Here is an 18,185-nt window from a genome sequence, read left to right as displayed (position 1 = left end):
TTTGCTGGTGTATAGTCAAAACGCTTTGTTTGTTGGCATATGTGCTATCAACTAACGCACTTAAAAAATCAGACAAGTTGGAATAAACCTTTGAACAGTACCCCTGCAAAAAATATGATTATAAAGCCATTTTTTATTGAAGATTATTATGTCGAGCCAACGACTAATCAAATATCAATCGATGGACGCATAGTTGCTGTTCAGCCTAAAGTGATAGAGGTATTGATTTACCTGTGCACGAATAGTGGAAACGTTGTAACTAACCAACAGCTTGCTGAAAACTGTTGGGAAAATCAATTTATTGGTGATAGTCCGATTCACAAATGTGTTGCTCAAATAAGAAAACTCCTCAATGATGACGCTAAATCACCTAAGTTTATCAAAACGATCCCTAAAAAAGGATATTGCTTTATTGGCAGTGTTCGCGGCTTAGAGGTGACGGATAAGCAGCTAACGCCTTGGCTACAAGGTAACCCTTACCCTGGAGATAGTCCGTACAGCTATAAATTTAAAGACGTTTTTTTTGGTCGTGAACAAATCATAAAACAAGTTCACAACCACTTGGAGCAGTTTACAGCTAATCAATCACTTTGGTTGTCAATTTCTGCATTAGCTAATTGTGGTAAAACATCGTTTATTCATGCTGGTGTTTTACCTTTATTGGTGAATATTGGATGGTTAAGCGAGGATTTGAAGCCATTGGTGGTATGCGATATCAAACAGGCGTTGACTGAGCCATCACCACTTTTACCATTGCTCTGCCAATTGAATGAGGTAGGACTTTTTGATGAGATTTATAGTGACATCCAACTACTTGATAAGTTAGACAAAGGTAAACAAATTCGTTTTAATACAAACCGTTATAGCACTGATAAACCATGTGTTGTGGTGATTGACCACATAGAGGCATTGTGGGCTGATCGTGATATTAACACTCACCCAACGCTCATTCTAAGCTTTAGCAACCTGCTTGAACAATTATTGTGCTCTACCACTTGCATTTTGATCACAGCAAATGATGAGCGCGCTTTGCCAAGGCTGAGACATCTTTTACCATCAACGAAACCGAGCATGGCAGTAGAGTTACCTGAATTTAGCTCAACTGAATTGATTAATATTATTCAAAAGCCAATGAGCTTAGCTGGTATTACCTATCTACTTGATGATCACTCCAGAGAACAAGTTGATAGTTTGATCATTCAACAAATCCAGTTAAATCCAGTACCGATATATTACTTACAAGGCTTACTTGCACATCTTTATTTGGCAAAACAAGATAACCAAATAACTTGTCAATCCTATTTGTCATTTGCTGGCTTAACGGGTTACTTCATCTCGCAACTAGATCAAAAATTCAGTCTTTTTCCAGATAGCGATAAAGAAACTTTTTATCAATTACTCTATCAATTAGTTAGCTTAAACCACGATGGGACAGTGGTAAGTGTGATATATAGCTGGGCGTTGGCAAATGGTGATAATGCATCATCGATAGCTGTAATTAACAAGTGTATCGACATTGGTTTGTTGCGATACGGTAAAGAAGAAGATAAGGGCTACGTCTATTTATCTGATGAACGTTTGCTAACCGATTGGCAGGTAATCGTTAAGTGGCTTAAAAAGCACATTGCTAATTTATATATAAAACACGATCTAAATTTATTGACTCAAAGATGGCTAAATCACGGGCAAGATGAACAGTATTTACTATTATCGACGAATAAATTAAAACAATTTAACAACACCATAACCAATAAAAATATTTGCCCAAGTGACGAGGAGCAGTCTTTCCTTCATGCTTCCTCAAAAAAATTAAATAGCCAATCTAGGATAAAACACACCGTAATTGCAGGTTTTTTCGTGTGTTTTCTCGGGCTGATTGGCTTAACGACGACGCTATTGCAAAGAAATAACGAGCTAAAAGAGACACAGCAAAGTGCAGAAAGTTTAATTTCCTTCATTTTGGTTGATTTAAAAGAAAAGTTAGAGCCCATTGGAAAACTCGAGTTGCTTGATATGGTTGCTCAAAATACGCTTGAATATTTTAAACTTCACGCTCAGCATGAGCTGACTGGAGATAATTTATACCGTTGGATTTCGGCTTTACATATTTTGGGACAGGTTGATATTAGCAAGCACAATTACCAAGCAGCAAAACAGTACTTTAGCAAAACACTGACGATTTTAGAAAATGAGGTCTTACAAGTTAATGATGCAAGAGTACTTGAACAATATATGTTGGCAAATTATTGGCTTGGTTATATTGCATACATCGAGCCTGATTACGAGCTTGCGAGAAATTACTTTACGGTTTACCTCGAATACACCCAAAAGCTTTACGACTTGACTGAAAGTAGCGATTGGTTATTAGAGAAATCATATGCACTGAACAACTTAGGTGCTGTTGCCGAGCAGGTGAATGATTTTATGTTAGCGCAATCGTATTATCAGTCTTCTTACGAGATAAAACTAAAACTATTGCAGTCCATGCCACAAAGTTACGCCTTAGTGTTGGATATTGCTGATACCCGCTCGTGGCAAAGTAATATCATGGCAAAGCAAGGTAAGTTGGCAAGTGCTTCTGACTTGCTTGGTCAAGCGCTTAAACAGGTTAAGCAAATATATCAAGAGACAGATGATAAAGCGGCACTTGAGTATATGTCTGATATTTCCCATCGTATCGCTATGCACGAGTTTAATCTCGGGGATAGTGCTGAGGCTTTAGCTTATACTTTAAATACTCAGCAATACCTCACTGAACTCATAATTAACGATGCTGACAATAATATCTATATTAATGATTTAATTTGGTCGTATTTATTGCATGCAAAAATATTTATCAGTCAAGAAAAACTCGATCAAGCATTGGTTCAATTGGAACAAACGGAAACATTAATTGGCCAATTAAAAAAACAAGAAAAGGCCAATTTCAAAACGGACAAAAGTAGTGTTTATCGCTTGATTTTACATGCTCAAATAATGGATATTCTGGCACAAAAATTTAGTGCTCAGCGCTCAATAGAACAAGCATTCAGTTTGTTTCAGCAATACTTAAATCAACAACGAGATATTGAGCTATTCGCCTATCTTGTAGCTACAAAAGTGAAAATTCTCACTAACTCAGGCAGTGATCCCGCGCATATGTCTAGTGAGATGAAGAGCTCTCTTGATATTTTGACAAGCCAACTCACTGATAATCCATACGATCTTAACGCGATATTTTTATATTCAACTATGATTAAACAGCTAGGAAATCAAGAGGCTAATCTGAATTGGTTAAATCGTTTAGAAGCATCTGATTACCGAGTAAATGATTACCTTGTAAGGACAACAACGAGAAACTGACAAGGTGCGGATAAATTTGAAGGAGCAAGTATAAAAATGAATCAAATAGAGTTACAACTATCTATCTATAAGAAGCCCGATTTAAGTTACGGCTATCAATACTACGCGGTATTAGATAATGGCGCTGTGATTAAAGCCGTTGGTTTTATTATTAATCAAGCAACCAAATTTAAAATTGATTTATCAAAAAATACAGAGCAGGGGTTTGAGATAAAACAATGCCTAATCCCAGGTGATCAAGATGTCGTTAAGGTTGACAAAATCAGTCATAAATCAGTGACGATTATAGATAAAGACAATGAGAAAGATCCTGAAGACTACAACTTTATCATTATCGCAGTTAATAAACACACTGGACAGCAAGTGGTTTGTGATCCGCAAATTAGAAATAAAGGGGAAATAGATCCATAGAAACAAGGGGGAGCTAAGGCAGATAAGTTGTCGATATCTGTCTTAGCTTTTTAACCAATATAGTTGAGGTGTTGACAGATGTTAGTTAAACGTCACTTTTGGTATGTGGATTGAGCTGCAAGAAATCTCTGATTGCGTCTTTATAGGTACGACTCACTTTTACTCGCTCATGGCTACCGAGTTCAACAAAAAACTCGCCTTTGGGTAACGATTGAACTTTGTTAATGAAATTCAAATTTATAATAGTTGAACGATGCACGCGTTTAAAATGATTAGGGTCTAGCTCGGACAATAACTCGGTTAGCGATATCCGTTTGATATGCGTTTGGCCGTTAGCATGCAGGCAGCAATAATCACCGGCGGCATCAACCCATTTGAGATCTTCTTGTTTGACAATAGTAATTTGATCACCGTCTTTTACGACGATTTTCTTGTCGTCTTGGGCGGTGTGTTGATGATGTCGTATAGCTTCTATCGCACTGATAAGGTTTGATTTTTCTGTGGATTTGTCATGTTGGTTAAAGCGTTGTTCAGCGCGTTTTACCGCTCGAGTGACCAGTTCATCATCAAGTGGCTTTAAAATGTAATCAACGGCATTGACCTTGAAGGCATCGAGCGCATATTGCTCATAGGCCGTGGCAAAAACAACCATAGGTGTTAGTTCTGGCTGAGTTTTGTGAATAACGTCAAAGCCATTTATTTTTGGCATATCAATATCTAAAAATACTAAATCGGGCTCGAGCTCTAAAATTGCCGAGATCGCTTCACGACCGTTTTTGCACTCAGCAACGACCTCTATACTGTCGAATTTACTGAGTTTTGATTTCATTAAACCCAGTGCCAAAGGCTCATCATCAACAATAATTGTCCGCAAAGTCACCATGTTAATGCCCCTTGATTTATCCTGTGTTACTCATTTTAGTGGGTGGCGCTAATTCAAAAGGAATCACAATACAGGTTTTAAAACTCCCTTCACTGGCGTCGAAGGTCAGACTGTATCGATTTGGATAAATAGTTTCTAACCTCGAGCGCGTGTTATCCATACCAATACTGCGGTTTTGCTTTTCTTGGCTAGTACTGTGTTGTTGATCAATGTCGGTGCACATATCGGATAGCTCAATAACCAATGAGCTGTCAGATTTGATAACCGATATAAAAATCGTGCCGCCATCTTCACTTTTAGATATCGCATGCTTGATCGAGTTTTCAACCAGTGGTTGGAATAGCAAACTTGGGATCAAGCCATGCTCTGCTTGATCATCTATGGTTAACTCAATAGATAAACGCTCACCAAAGCGCACCTTTTCAATATCGAGATACAGCATTAATGCGCTAATTTCTTGCTCTACAGTGACGCGAGAATCGGGGTCATAATCAAGCAAGTAGCGTAAAAACTTACTTAAATTGACAACGGTGCGCTGTGCTAGCTGTCCTTGCTCCATTTCTATCAAAGCATTTACGGAGTTAAGTGCGTTCGACAAAAAGTGCGGGCTGAGTTGGTATCGCAACATTTTTAATTGTGCTTCTTTGGCAATCGTTTGGGCCTCAACGCGCTTAACATATTCTTCTTGGATTTGATGTTGCGAGTCGATCAAAATTTGATGCTCTCGTTGTAATAGTTGATAGTACATCAGACCGTGAAACATCGCCGTCCAGCACAGGTAAATAAATATGCCACTAAAATACCAGCCACCAAAATTCCACCAAATATCTTCTTCGTGGGTCAGTACATTAAACAGTATCATCCGGGCTAGCGTCCAGACGAGTGAAATAATAATAATCAGGACAAAACCAACGCTAATACGAAATCGATTACTGCGATACCAGATGTGAATAAAGGATTTTTGTAGCAAGATTGATAGCAATAGGCCGATCACCGACTGCAAAATATTGTGCAGATAATAAGAAGGATCATACTGTTGAAACCACAGATTTAATGCGAAGGAGACAAGGCAAATAAACACCCAAAAACCAAATTGACAGTACCAGAACATTTTCTCTGGCGCTTGCCCTAATGTTTCTCGCAGTAGCATTGCCACATTGTGTTCGACTTTTTGCATTGCTCTGCTATTTCTCACGTACTTACCTACCCAGTCATTGATTGTAGCGAAAAAACCTAGCGTGCCTACGCTGCGTGGTCCGCTTCACCTTGTTATTTTACCGTTTTGGCGAGTTTTAGTTTCTTATCATTAACTTAGCATTGCAAGTGTTGATGAGTACGTTCAGCGATTGAGCGAAATATTGGTGCAAAGCGTATCACTGATATCGATGGTGATATTTTAGTCCGTTTTAGCTTTTTTATAATCCGCCTTGTCGTTTTCGCTCGTCGATAACCTGTTGTACATGATACAAATTAACCCAGAGATATTACGGTAATAACAAAAAAACAGCGCCTTTTTTCTACTAAATGCATACGTATGCAGTGCTAGTGTGGTTTAGCTGAGTAAGGTAAAAATTGGGAGAGTTCTATGAGTAAAGAGCGAGCAAACACGCTTTGGCGGCTGTCAGCGATAATGCTAGCTACGGCAGTCGTCTCGGGGTGTGGGGGTGGCGGTGATGCCGCAACAACAACAACGATTGTCGAAATAGATACGAAAACGCCAACGTCTGATTGGGAGTTAGTATGGAGTGATGAGTTTGATTCTGGTACCTTGAATCTAGATAACTGGAATTTCGAAATTAACTGTGACGGTGGCGGTAACGCCGAAGAGCAGTGCTATACAGACTCACCCGATAATTTATTCATTCAAGACGGCATTCTTAATATAGTCGCTCGGCCAACACCTGACGGTGCTAACCTAACCAAGCCATACACGTCTTCTCGCATCACCACTCAGAACAAAGTCGATTTTACCTATGGTCGAATTGAGGTAAAAGCTAAAGCACCTCGAGGTCAGGGCTCATGGGCGGCAGCTTGGTTAATGCCAACGAATTCTGAATACGGAACTTGGCCACTATCAGGCGAAATTGATTTAGTTGAGTGGGTTAATATTGGTGAGGTTCGTCAAGATGGTGATATCGATAGACACGCCCATGGCACACTACACTACGGACCAATGCAGGGTAGCAACCACGACTACACCGGTGGTGAATATCCGTTGCCTAACGCATCACCTGCCGATGATTTTCACGTTTATGCGATAGAGTGGGAAGAGGGTGAAATACGTTGGTACATCGACGATGTTCTCTATGCTTATCAAACTGACTCGCAAGTAACTTACCGTGCATCTGATGGCGCAGCGGCTGGTTTATCGGAAACGGGTTGGTATACGCAAATTATCAACGACGATGACGAAACAGAAATTGTTTATGAAAAAGCACCGTTCAATCAAGACTTCTTTATTATCTTAAATAACGCTGTCGGCGGTAACTGGGCGGGTAGAACACATCAGGCCGCTAATTATTTCATTGGTGATGACAACGGCTCAATCGCACAAGGTGTTGACCACTCCGCTTATGTTGATGGTAACGCCTATCAAGTAGATTATGTTCGCGTCTATCAATGCACTAAGGATCCGATAACGGGTAAGGGCTGCGCAACCATTAGTTCAGATTACTACAACGACACCTATATTAAAGGTGCCGCACCAGTGCCTATCCCACCGATTATTCCTGTGCCCGTTGGCGTTGATATCTTTACTAAAGACCAATCTGCATGGGATATCGTTGGCCAAGATGAAGCACAAACTGTCGATTCTGGTGATGAAACTTATGGTGAGGTGGTTCAATTTACCGTGACCAATGAGTCTGGTGAGTTGGGTTTTTCTGGCCCCGCTTATGATGGCTCGTTGCTACCCGATGAAGCGTTAATCGAATTTGATATCAATGTCTTAGCTATGCCTGCTGATACGAGTGCCGACTGGGTGTTTAAAGTGGAATACGAAATGATACCACAGGATGAAGCTGCTGGTAGTAGTGCTAAGTCGGGTAAACAAAAGAGCAGTGATACTAGTGACGTGGAAGTTGGTCAGATAGAGCTAGCATTAGTCGATAGCTTAGAAGGCGTTTTACCTACCGTTGGCCAGTGGCAGCATTATTCTTTCGAACTTGGCAGCTTACGAGCGCTGGGATTAAATAGCGAAAATATTCTTTCGATTAAGATTTTTCCCACCGTTGGTAAAGGCGCTGGCGCTGTGTATCAACTAGATAATGTGACTATCGGCGCTGCTTTTGAAGGCGCTGAATTGTTACTTTTTGAAGATCAAGAAAATCCAAACTGGCCAATGTGGGATGACCAAGTCGCGAAAGGCGTAAGTAGTATTGTGCCCGTTGTTGTGGCAGACGAAGATCCTGAATTCGGCAATGCAGCCGAGTTTTATATCAATGGTAATTCTGTGGTCGGTTTTACCGTCCGCCAAGATCAAGGCGGCTCAGGCTATCCGTTTGATGCTAGCTCGTTAGCACTTACCGGTGCTATTGAATTCGATCTTAAACTCATTGATTTTCCAGAAAACCCTAACGCACCTTGGTATTTAAAGCTCGAGTCAAACGGCGGCACAAATTTAGGTGGTACTGCGGTTGATTATCGTTTACCGCAGGCGCCGGTTCAAAACGAGTGGACACATTACACGGTATCAATGAACTCGCTACTACAAGAAGGTTTAGATATTTCAGCGATTGATATTGCGTTGATTTTTCCACAATGGGGGCAAGGTGATGGTGCCCGATTTCGCGTTGATAATATGATCATTCACTCTACCGCTTTTGAAGAGGAAGACGGTGGCGCTGAAAAAGGTCCTGATAACACGGTTTACCAGGAACTCTTTACGCTATACGACGACGCAGTGCGCAGTGGTTGGACGTTGTGGGACTGTTGTGCTGGGCTAGCGCAAGTTGAGGTGATGGATGATCAAGAGCACGATATGGTGGTTGAATTCACCATTGGTGAAGGCTTTGACGGTGGTACAGTGGTTGGCTTTTGGGGCAGAAGCTCTGGTGAGGTACTCAATCTTGCACCAATCACCAATAATGGGGTGTTGCGCTTTGATCTAAAAGTAGAAACCATGCCAATGGATGAAAACACCAATTGGCTGCTTAAGGTTGAGAGCTCAAATGCTACGGGTAATAGTTTTGCAGAATTAAACCTAACGGATAGCTTGCAAGGTACCACGCCAACATTAGGTGAGTGGCAGACCTATTCTTTTCCTTTAGTTGAGCTAGCAGGTGCAGGATTAAACCTAACAGAGGTCGATCTTCTGATGATTTTCCCTGAATGGGGTAAAGGTCTTGGCGCGGTTTATCGCGTCGATAACGTCTTTATTGGTATTCCTGAAGGCGATGAAAACCCATATACAGGTGATGGCAGTGGCGATGATGGCGGAGCAGGCGACGATGACGGCTCTGGCAGCGATGGCGGATCGGGCGATGATGGCTCTGGCGGTGATGACGCTAGTCAAGAAGTTGGTGTTGAGCTTATTCAAAACGCTGATTTTGCTAATAACGCAGGTTGGGGCGGCACTGACGGTATGGTGGAAAGTATCGCTAATGGCGTGTTCACCGCTGATGTTGCTATTGCTGGTAACCCTTGGGATGTTAGCTTAAAGCAAAACCTTCTATTGCAAGCAGATGCTACTTATACCTTAAGTTTTGATGCGCGTTCAGACGATGCCCGTTCAATTATTGCAGGTTTGGGTTTAGACGAAGCGCCCTGGACCAATGTTTCAGAAACGGTTGCGTTGACTACTCAGTGGACCAACTACAGTTTTACGTTGACGACAACAGGATTCGGCAGCGCTAACAGTCGAGTATTCTTTGATATGGGCGCAGAGGCAGGTCATGTCCAACTTGATAATGTCAGTGTTGTACTCGTATCAACTGGCGGAGATGCTGGTAATGGCAATGGTGATGACTCAGGTTCAGATGGTGAGTTACTTACTAACTCGGCGTTTGATAGTGCAGCAGGTTGGGGTGGTACTGATGGCATGGTTGAAAGCATTGCCGATGGTGTATTTACCGCAGATGTTGCTGTTGCGGGTAATGCGTGGGACGTCAGCTTAAAGCAAAACTTAACGCTAGTGGCCGATACCGACTACGTATTGACCTTTGATGCTCGCTCAGACGATTCCCGTTCAATCATTGTTGGCTTAGGTTTAGATCAAGACCCATGGACCAATGTTACCGAAACGGTAGCATTGAGCACAGAATGGGTCACTTATACGTTGAATTTCACTACCACAGGTTTTGGTGGTGAAAACAATCGCGTGTTCTTTGATATGGGCGCACAAGCTGGCCATGTGCAGTTAGATAACGTGTCTTTGGTATTAGCTTCTGACTCTGTTGGCGATAATGCTGGCGGTGATGCAGGCGAAGAGCAAAGCTCTGAATTACTGGCTAACTCGGCATTCGACAGCGCAGCAGGTTGGGGCGGTACCGATGGCATGGTTGAAAGCATTGCCAATGGTGTGTTTACCGCAGATGTTGCTGTTGCGGGTAATGCGTGGGATGTCAGCTTAAAGCAAAACTTAACGCTAGTGGCCGATACCGACTACGTATTGACCTTTGATGCTCGCTCAGACGATGCCCGTTCAATCATTGTTGGCTTAGGTTTAGATCAAGATCCATGGACCAATGTTACTGAAACGGTGGCATTGAGCACAGAATGGGTCACTTATACCTTGAATTTCACCACCACAGGTTTTGGTGGTGAAAACAATCGCGTGTTCTTTGATATGGGCGCACAAGCTGGCCATGTGCAGTTAGATAACGTGTCTTTGGTATTAGCGTCTGATGATGCTGGCGATAGTGCTGGCGGTGATGCAGGCGAAGAGCAAAGCCCTGAATTACTGGCTAACTCGGCGTTTGATAGTGCAGCAGGTTGGGGTGGTACTGATGGCATGGTTGAAAGCATTGCCGATGGTGTATTTACCGCAGATGTTGCTGTTGCGGGTAATGCGTGGGACGTCAGCTTAAAGCAAAACTTAACGCTAGTGGCCGATACCGACTACGTATTGACCTTTGATGCTCGCTCAGACGATGCCCGTTCAATCATTGTTGGCTTAGGTTTAGATCAAGATCCATGGACCAATGTTACTGAAACGGTAGCATTGAGCACAGAATGGGTCACTTATACCTTGAATTTCACCACGACAGGTTTTGGTGGTGAAAACAATCGCGTGTTCTTTGATATGGGCGCACAAGCTGGTCATGTGCAATTAGATAACGTGTCATTGGTATTAGCGTCTGATTATGTTGGCGGTGATGCAGGCGAAGAGCAAAGTCCTGAATTACTGGCTAACTCGGCGTTTGATAGTGCAGCAGGTTGGGGTGGCACCGATGGCATGGTTGAAAGCATTGCCGATGGTGTGTTTACCGCAGATGTTGCTGTTGCGGGTAATGCGTGGGACGTCAGCTTAAAGCAAAACTTAACGCTAGTGGCCGATACCGACTACGTATTGACCTTTGATGCTCGCTCAGACGATGCCCGTTCAATCATTGTTGGCTTAGGTTTAGATCAAGATCCATGGACCAATGTTACTGAAACGGTGGCATTGAGCACAGAATGGGTCACTTATACCTTGAATTTCACCACCACAGGTTTTGGTGGTGAAAACAATCGCGTGTTCTTTGATATGGGCGCACAAGCTGGTCATGTGCAATTAGATAACGTGTCATTGGTATTAGCGTCTGATTATGTTGGCGGTGATGCAGGCGAAGAGCAAAGTCCTGAATTACTGGCTAACTCGGCGTTTGATAGTGCAGCAGGTTGGGGCGGTACTGATGGCATGGTTGAAAGCATTGCCGATGGTGTATTTACCGCAGATGTTGCTGTTGCGGGTAATGCGTGGGATGTCAGCTTAAAGCAAAACTTAACGCTAGTGGCCGATACCGACTACGTATTGACCTTTGATGCTCGCTCAGACGATGCCCGTTCAATCATTGTTGGCTTAGGTTTAGATCAAGACCCATGGACCAATGTTACTGAAACGGTGGCATTGAGCACAGAATGGGTCACTTATACCTTGAATTTCACTACCACAGGTTTTGGTGGTGAAAACAATCGCGTGTTCTTTGATATGGGCGCACAAGCTGGTCATGTGCAGTTAGACAATGTCAGTTTAACCGTAGCAGCTGAAGGTGGAGATGAACAACCGTCTGGGCCAGTAGTTACCCTTGCTCCTGCAACGCTATTTGCTGATTCAGTGCTTGCGAATTGGGCAAGTTGGGATTGCTGCGCCGGTTCAACGCCGAGTGTGGTTAACGACGGTGCCAACTACGGTGAGGTCATTGAGTTTACGGTTAATGGCGATACGGTATTAGGACTTAATGGCAGAGACAATGGTGGTGCGCTTGATGCTAGCGCGGCAACAACCTTTAGTTTTGAAATGAAAGTCACTCAACTACCGAGTCAAACAGACGCACCTTGGCTGCTGAAAATGGAGTCGGGTAATGCAGGAAGCTTTGTTGAAGTGAATTTATCGACCAGCCAAGAAGGCGTCGTACCAAGTGAAGGGACTTGGCAGACTTATACCTTTAATGTAGCTGATTTAGTTGCAGCAGGCGTGAATTTTGACCAAACGAATATCGATATTGTCATGGTATTTCCGGCTTGGGGGCAAGGAGCTGGCGCAGTATATCGCATTGACAATGTCAGGTTCGAATAACCGCTTAGGTTACGAGCAAAAGGTTAGATTTTACTAGGTATAACAAAACGCTGCGTTTTATCAGCGCAGCGCTTGATAAAAAATAAGAAGGTCATTGTGAATAAGATGAACTTGAAAAGAAATAAAATATCACTGTCGGTCTTTTTGGCGTTAAGCACTAGCGCGTTGCAACCGTCATACGCCGTTGCACAAGAAAGTCAGCAAGCTGTTGCAGAGCAAGATGTCGAAGTTATCGAAGTGCGCGGTATTCGTGGAAGTATGATCCGCTCAATGGATTTAAAACGCGATGCTGATGGCATTATGGATGCTATTTCGGCCGAGGAAATGGGTAAGTTTCCCGATACTAATTTAGCGGAATCACTAGGTCGTATTACCGGTGTCTCGATTAGCCGTCAAAACGGAGAGGGTAGCGAAATAACCGTGCGCGGTTTTGGGCCTGAGTTTAATTTGGTGACACTAAATGGTCGACAAATGCCTGGCACAGGTTTTACTCGCTCATTTGCTTTTGAAAACCTGTCTTCAGAAGGGGTTAGTGCGCTTGAGATCCAAAAGTCAGCTCGAGCAGAAACACCCACTGGCGGCTTAGGTGCCACGGTCAATATTGTGTCGACTAAACCACTGGCAAACCCTGGCAATAAGGGCTCGTTTATGGCCAAGGGGATTTATGATAAATCGAACGAAAAATACGATGATATCACCCCTGAAATTGCCGGTGTTTTTAGCTCTACGATGCTAGATGATACTTTTGGTGTTGCGCTGAGCTTTTCTCATCAACGCCGAGATTTTCAAAAACAACAAGCCAATATCCAAGGTTGGCAATACGGTGAAGTACGCTATGGGCCAAATGATGCTGGCGATATTGTCGCACAAGAGCAAGGTATCGGACGCTTGCCAACATTGGCTGATGGCCGAGCTATTGACCCTCGATCACTCGATGAAAATGGCGAACGCATTGGCGCTCATTTCTTTCCTAAAGATATGAACTTTGGCTACGAAGATATTCGCCGCGAGCGCAATAATGGCCAGTTAACGTTGCAATATGCGCCAAGTGATACGCTTGTTTTCACCGCAGATTATACGGCGAGTCAAGCAACAACCGGTGTTGAGTCGTTTGGTTGGGGGATATGGAACAACTTTGGCTCAAACATTCTCGGTTATGAACTCGATCAAAATGGTACTGCGGTATATGCTGAAATCGCTGGTGATGATGGCTCTTTTACTGCGAGTAAAGGGACAACTGAGGTCGAGTCAACATCGATAGGTTTCAATGTCGACTGGCAAATAACCGATAGTGTTAATCTCGTTGTTGATTATCACGACTCGCGCAGCGAGACAGACAATGGCGCTGACAAAGGCAGTGGTAGTCAAGGGCAAGTCATATTAGGCTCAGATAAATTGATATCAAAAGTCTATGACTTTAGCAGTGGTGACATTCCGCGTTATCAAATTAACTGGGATAACGGCACCAATCAGTTGATGGCAAGTGAGATAGATTCGAACTTCAGCCAGTTTATTCATTCGCCAGGTAAATCTGAGATTGAGCAACTACAACTGCACTTTACTTGGCAAACGGACTATCAATATTTGACGACTGTGAAATTTGGCGCAGCGCGCACACAGCAATCATTAACGGGTAGGAATGGCTGGAGTGGCTTGCGCGGTGGACCAGGCTTTAACCCTAGTTTCACTGCAATCTTCCCCGATGATATGTTCATGTTACACGATACAGGTAGCTTCCTTGATGAGTTTTCAGGAGGTGGCGCAGCGTTATCACCGAACTACTTTTACACCTTTGACTATGATGAAGCGGTTTCTCGTCAACTTGCGGTGTTAACTGAAGAAATACTCGGTGACAATTACTACAACACGGATCCTTACTTTGCCCAAGATACCATGAGCCGAGTCGATGAAGACACCGATAGCTTGTATTTACAAACCGATTGGGCGTTTGAACTTGGTGATGTTTATGTTTCGGTGAATGCTGGGGTGCGTTATGAAACCACCGAAGTAACTAGCCCGTCTGAAGACAATATCCCGATGATGGTTAACTGGGTGTCGGCAGGTGAGTGGATCACTGTTTATCAAGACCAACCTGTAGCGAGCTCAAACTCTTCTGATTACGACGTTTGGTTGCCGATGATTGACTTCAAGTTTGATTTAACCGAAGACATAGTCGCGCGTTTATCATGGGGTAAATCAATGACACGCGCAGGCTTAGGTAATCTGCTCGGCGGTATTTCATATACCGGTAGCCCTAAAATTGGTGCACGTACTGGCGCTCGTGGTAATACCGCGCTAAAACCTTTTGTTTCGACAAACCTAGACTTGTCATTGGAGTATTACTACGACCAGGGCAGTTATGTCGCGCTTGGCTTATTTAAGAAAGATGTTGACGACTGGATTGCCAACTCACCGTTTAATCAAACGTTAGATGGTGTGCATGACATCTATTTAGGTGATCGTTGGAATCAAGCGGTAAACCAAATAGAGCAACGTGGTGAAGTGGCAACGGACTCGGCGATTTTTCAACAAATGCTAGTCAATGGCCATGGTAATGCCGATGGCGCGATTGAGGCCGATCCGGCAACCGACCCATTATTGGTATGGAGTATAAACTCACCAGAAAATGTCGATGAACGCTCAGTTGAAGGTGCTGAATTTGCCATTCAGCACTTATTCGGTCAATCAGGTTTTGGTGTTGCCCTTAACGCCACCTTTGTTGACGGCGATGTTGAATACGATCCCGCAATTTACGCTGAACAACCGGTATTACCGGGCTTAAGTGATTCCGCGAACTTTCAACTGTTTTATGATTTAGACGGCTTATCGGTTAAGGCGAGCTATTCGTGGCGAGATTCATACCTTATTGGTTTAGGCCAAGCACAAGGCACTACCATAGATACGCCGCCACAATACGCCAAAGCGTTTGGTCAGTGGGATATTAGCGTTAACTATGACATCACCGAAAATATTACGATTTTCTTAGAAGGGGTTAATGTCAATAATGAAACTGAGCAAGGTTATGGCCGTTATCAAGAGCAGTTTTTGTTTGCTCGACAATACGGTAGTCGTTATGCTCTAGGTGGACGATTTACCTTTTAGGCTAATACTAGCTCAATTAAACAGTTAGCCATTAACGGCTAGAAACGAGAAACCCATCAACTATGATGGGTTTCTTTTTTCCTATCTGGCTATCGCATAGCGGTATGTAGAAGCTGTTAGTTAAAATATCTCATCTTGATCAACCGTTTTAGGCACTGTTGCTGCTATTTGATTTGATAATTGGGATAATAGCTCAACGACTTTAAAGCTAGCAGTTTCCATTGTTCTCAATTTATCTAGCGCGTCATCGTAGTTACCTTGAGCGTAGGCTTTTAGTGCCGCTACCCCGTTTTTGTGTACTTGTGCATGCGGTGCTTCAAGCTTTTTATAAGCGTCAAAATTCGCATATTGGCTTTTGCCTTCACCTTCGTAATACCACTTGCCTAATCGGCACATGGTGTGATCGGCTAAATCATCGGCCGATTTATCAGACATCCCCAACATCACTTGATAGACGTCTGATTTCCATGCTACATGATCCATTTTTACCGTTTGAATAAAAGCATCTGCGGCTGAATTTGTGATCACCGAATACATGTTTTTCGACAAACCAACAATGCGTTCAGCGGTATTTTCAATTGATGCCGTACTCGAGGTGATCTCTTCACTTTTATCACCAACGCCACTAATACTTTGAATAACATCGTTCATTTGGCTGTTAACTTGATCGATCAGCGCTGAAATTTCATTTGACGCCTCCGCCGAGCGCTGGGCTAGTGTTCGTACTTCATCTGCAACTACAGCAAACCCTCGACCTTGCTCACCAGCGCGGGCAGCTTCAATCGCCGCGTTAAGTGCTAATAAATTTGTTTGGTCAGAAATCCCTTTGATGATGTTAACAAAGTTATTAATACCTTGCGTAACTTCACTGAGCTTACCGACAGATTCCGAGGCCATTTTGGTGTCACTTGAAATCACTGAAGTTGAGGCTATCGTAGAAGCGAGCATATCCATGATTTGATCAAAGAGTTGATTTGATGACTGAAAACCATCGCGATGAGTAATTAATTCTGACGATGAAACCGCCAAGCTTTCTCTGATTTGATTGATTAATTCTGATGATTGTAGCCATAGTTTGTTTAAGTCATCTTGATGGCGATAACGAGTTGATGAGTTGGCTATATCTGTCGAGAGCTCATTTGTCGTTTGATTAGCCAGATCAAGCTGGTTTTTTAATGCGCTATTTTCTTCTTTTAACGCTGCTAATTCTTGCTGAAGCGCGTTGAGTTCTTTGTTGTTGCTTTTACCGAAAATCATGACGTATCCACGCTAATTGATGACGAGTAATAGTCTCAGTAAAGCAAAAGAATCTAGTTAAGTCTATGAAATACTAAAATCTTTATAGCACTATCTATGAGCGGTTGTGTTAATCAATGAAGCGGAAAACTGACCTTGCGTTAAAGGCTCAATTTTTTGAGCTAAAAGGCTTTGTCAAATATTCGCTGACTTAGCTATGATATTATTGAGTTAATTAACTGTGAAATAATATGAAAAATATAAATAAAGCGCTTGCGATAAGCTTATTGAGTTTAATGTCACTTGCTTCGTGCTCAGACACGCTAAATGGCGCAGATATTGTCGTTAGCCCTAAAAACCAAGAGATTAAATCTGAAATTTTTGTCGAAAATGATGGTATTCCTTGGGGCATGGCTTGGTTACCTAATGGTGATTTGCTGGTCACTATGCGCGGTGGGGAACTTCGTCTCATTCAAGATGGCAAGTTAGTCGAACAACCGATTACTGGATTACCTGAAATTGCTGTAAAACAGCAAGGTGGTTTACTCGATATTATTTTACACCCGAATTACGCCGACAACGGTTGGTTATACCTTTCTTATTCAAAAGCTGATGGCAATGGCAATTTTAGTACTGCCATTATGCGGGCAAAACTCAATGGCTTAAGCTTAGTTGAACAACAAGATATTTACGTTGCTCAGGCCTATGGTGATCGAGGTGTGCATTTTGGTAGCCGTTTAGCATTTGACGATAATGGTTATTTGTATTTCTCTATTGGTGATCGCGGTCAGCGAGATATTAACCCACAAGATATCACTCGAGATGCGGGTAAAATCTACCGCATTTTTGATGACGGTAGAATCCCAGAGGATAATCCGTTTATCGATGTGCAAGGCGCTAAAAAAGCGATTTATTCATATGGTCATCGCAATCCACAAGGTATGGCAAAACACCCTAAAACCGGTGAAATATGGACTCACGAGCACGGGCCAAAAGGTGGTGATGAAGTTAACATTATCAGCAAAGGCAAAAATTACGGTTGGCCAGTGATCAGCTACGGCGTTAATTACTCAGGTACTAGTTTTACCGAACTGACCGAAAAAGAGGGCATGGAGCAACCTGCTTGGTATTGGGAACCGTCAATTGCGCCATCAGGCATGATGTTTGTCACCAGTGATAAATATCCACAATGGCAAGGCAACTTGCTGGTTGGCTCGATGAAGTTTGGCTACCTAGTGATGTTAACGCTAAACGGTAACACAGTCGTGAAAGAAGAAGTGGTGAAGGACGAACTTATTCGCGTGCGTAGCATGAGCGTCGGCCCAGATGGTTTAATTTACTTGGGTATTGATGGTAAAGGGATCTATCGTTTAGTACCCTAGATATTTGGTAGGGTGTTAAGTGGCGTGAGACCTTAGGGGGTTCACGCCGATGCAGTCTTGGTGTTAAACGTTGATGTCAGTGGCGGCTGTATTTGTTTCTAAGCTCTGGGCT

Annotated in this window: 8 protein-coding genes and 1 pseudogene; 5 read left to right on the top strand and 4 right to left on the bottom strand. The window is 42.9% G+C overall.

Annotation, left to right across the window (positions count from 1 at the left end; all coding sequences use genetic code 11):
* Window positions 1-114 precede the first annotated feature (114 nt).
* Together LP316_RS13055 and LP316_RS13050 are read left to right on the top strand one after the other, a co-directional pair.
* Window positions 115-3,342: a winged helix-turn-helix domain-containing protein gene (locus tag LP316_RS13055; protein WP_193021585.1), complete on the top strand. Its 3,228-nt coding sequence runs from the start codon at window positions 115-117 to the stop codon at window positions 3,340-3,342.
* 36 nt (window positions 3,343-3,378) lie between these two features.
* Entirely contained in the window at window positions 3,379-3,753 is a 375-nt protein-coding gene (locus LP316_RS13050) for a hypothetical protein (RefSeq protein ID WP_193021584.1), read from the top strand.
* Window positions 3,754-3,838: 85 nt separating this feature from the next.
* On the opposite strand, the gene LP316_RS13045 is transcribed toward LP316_RS13050, so the two are convergent.
* Entirely contained in the window at window positions 3,839-4,636 is a 798-nt protein-coding gene (locus tag LP316_RS13045; protein ID WP_193021583.1) for a LytR/AlgR family response regulator transcription factor, read from the bottom strand.
* A gap of 16 nt (window positions 4,637-4,652) precedes the next feature.
* Window positions 4,653-5,831 (bottom strand): sensor histidine kinase, encoded by a 1,179-nt coding sequence (locus tag LP316_RS13040; RefSeq protein ID WP_226960747.1) that lies wholly within the window; start codon window positions 5,829-5,831, stop codon window positions 4,653-4,655.
* 390 nt (window positions 5,832-6,221) lie between these two features.
* Here LP316_RS13040 and LP316_RS13035 point away from each other — a divergent pair, with 390 nt between their 5' ends.
* Both LP316_RS13035 and LP316_RS13030 read left to right on the top strand, forming a co-directional pair.
* A complete protein-coding gene (locus tag LP316_RS13035) occupies window positions 6,222-12,353 on the top strand; it encodes a carbohydrate binding domain-containing protein (protein ID WP_193021582.1) in 6,132 nt (2,043 codons plus the stop codon).
* Window positions 12,354-12,449: 96 nt separating this feature from the next.
* Entirely contained in the window at window positions 12,450-15,455 is a 3,006-nt protein-coding gene (locus tag LP316_RS13030) for a TonB-dependent receptor (protein ID WP_193021581.1), read from the top strand.
* A gap of 120 nt (window positions 15,456-15,575) precedes the next feature.
* Here LP316_RS13030 and LP316_RS16205 read toward each other — a convergent pair whose 3' ends face one another.
* Both LP316_RS16205 and LP316_RS16200 read right to left on the bottom strand, forming a co-directional pair.
* Window positions 15,576-15,938 carry a CZB domain-containing protein gene (locus LP316_RS16205; protein ID WP_226960850.1) on the bottom strand — a complete coding sequence of 121 codons (363 nt, stop codon included), beginning with the start codon at window positions 15,936-15,938 and terminating at the stop codon, window positions 15,576-15,578.
* A 60-nt stretch (window positions 15,939-15,998) separates the two neighbouring features.
* A pseudogene (locus LP316_RS16200) lies at window positions 15,999-16,352 on the bottom strand (methyl-accepting chemotaxis protein); the annotation flags it as partial.
* A gap of 590 nt (window positions 16,353-16,942) precedes the next feature.
* Here LP316_RS16200 and LP316_RS13020 point away from each other — a divergent pair.
* Complete coding sequence (locus LP316_RS13020; protein ID WP_226960746.1) at window positions 16,943-18,073, top strand: PQQ-dependent sugar dehydrogenase; 1,131 nt, start codon at window positions 16,943-16,945, stop codon at window positions 18,071-18,073.
* The last annotated feature ends 112 nt before the right edge of the window (window positions 18,074-18,185 follow it).

The sequence above is a fragment of the Thalassotalea sp. LPB0316 genome, from assembly GCF_014898095.1.
Lineage (GTDB): Bacteria > Pseudomonadota > Gammaproteobacteria > Enterobacterales > Alteromonadaceae > Thalassotalea_G.
The sequence above is the reverse complement of the archived record's forward strand: the minus strand, read 5'-3'. Positions and strand labels throughout refer to the sequence as shown.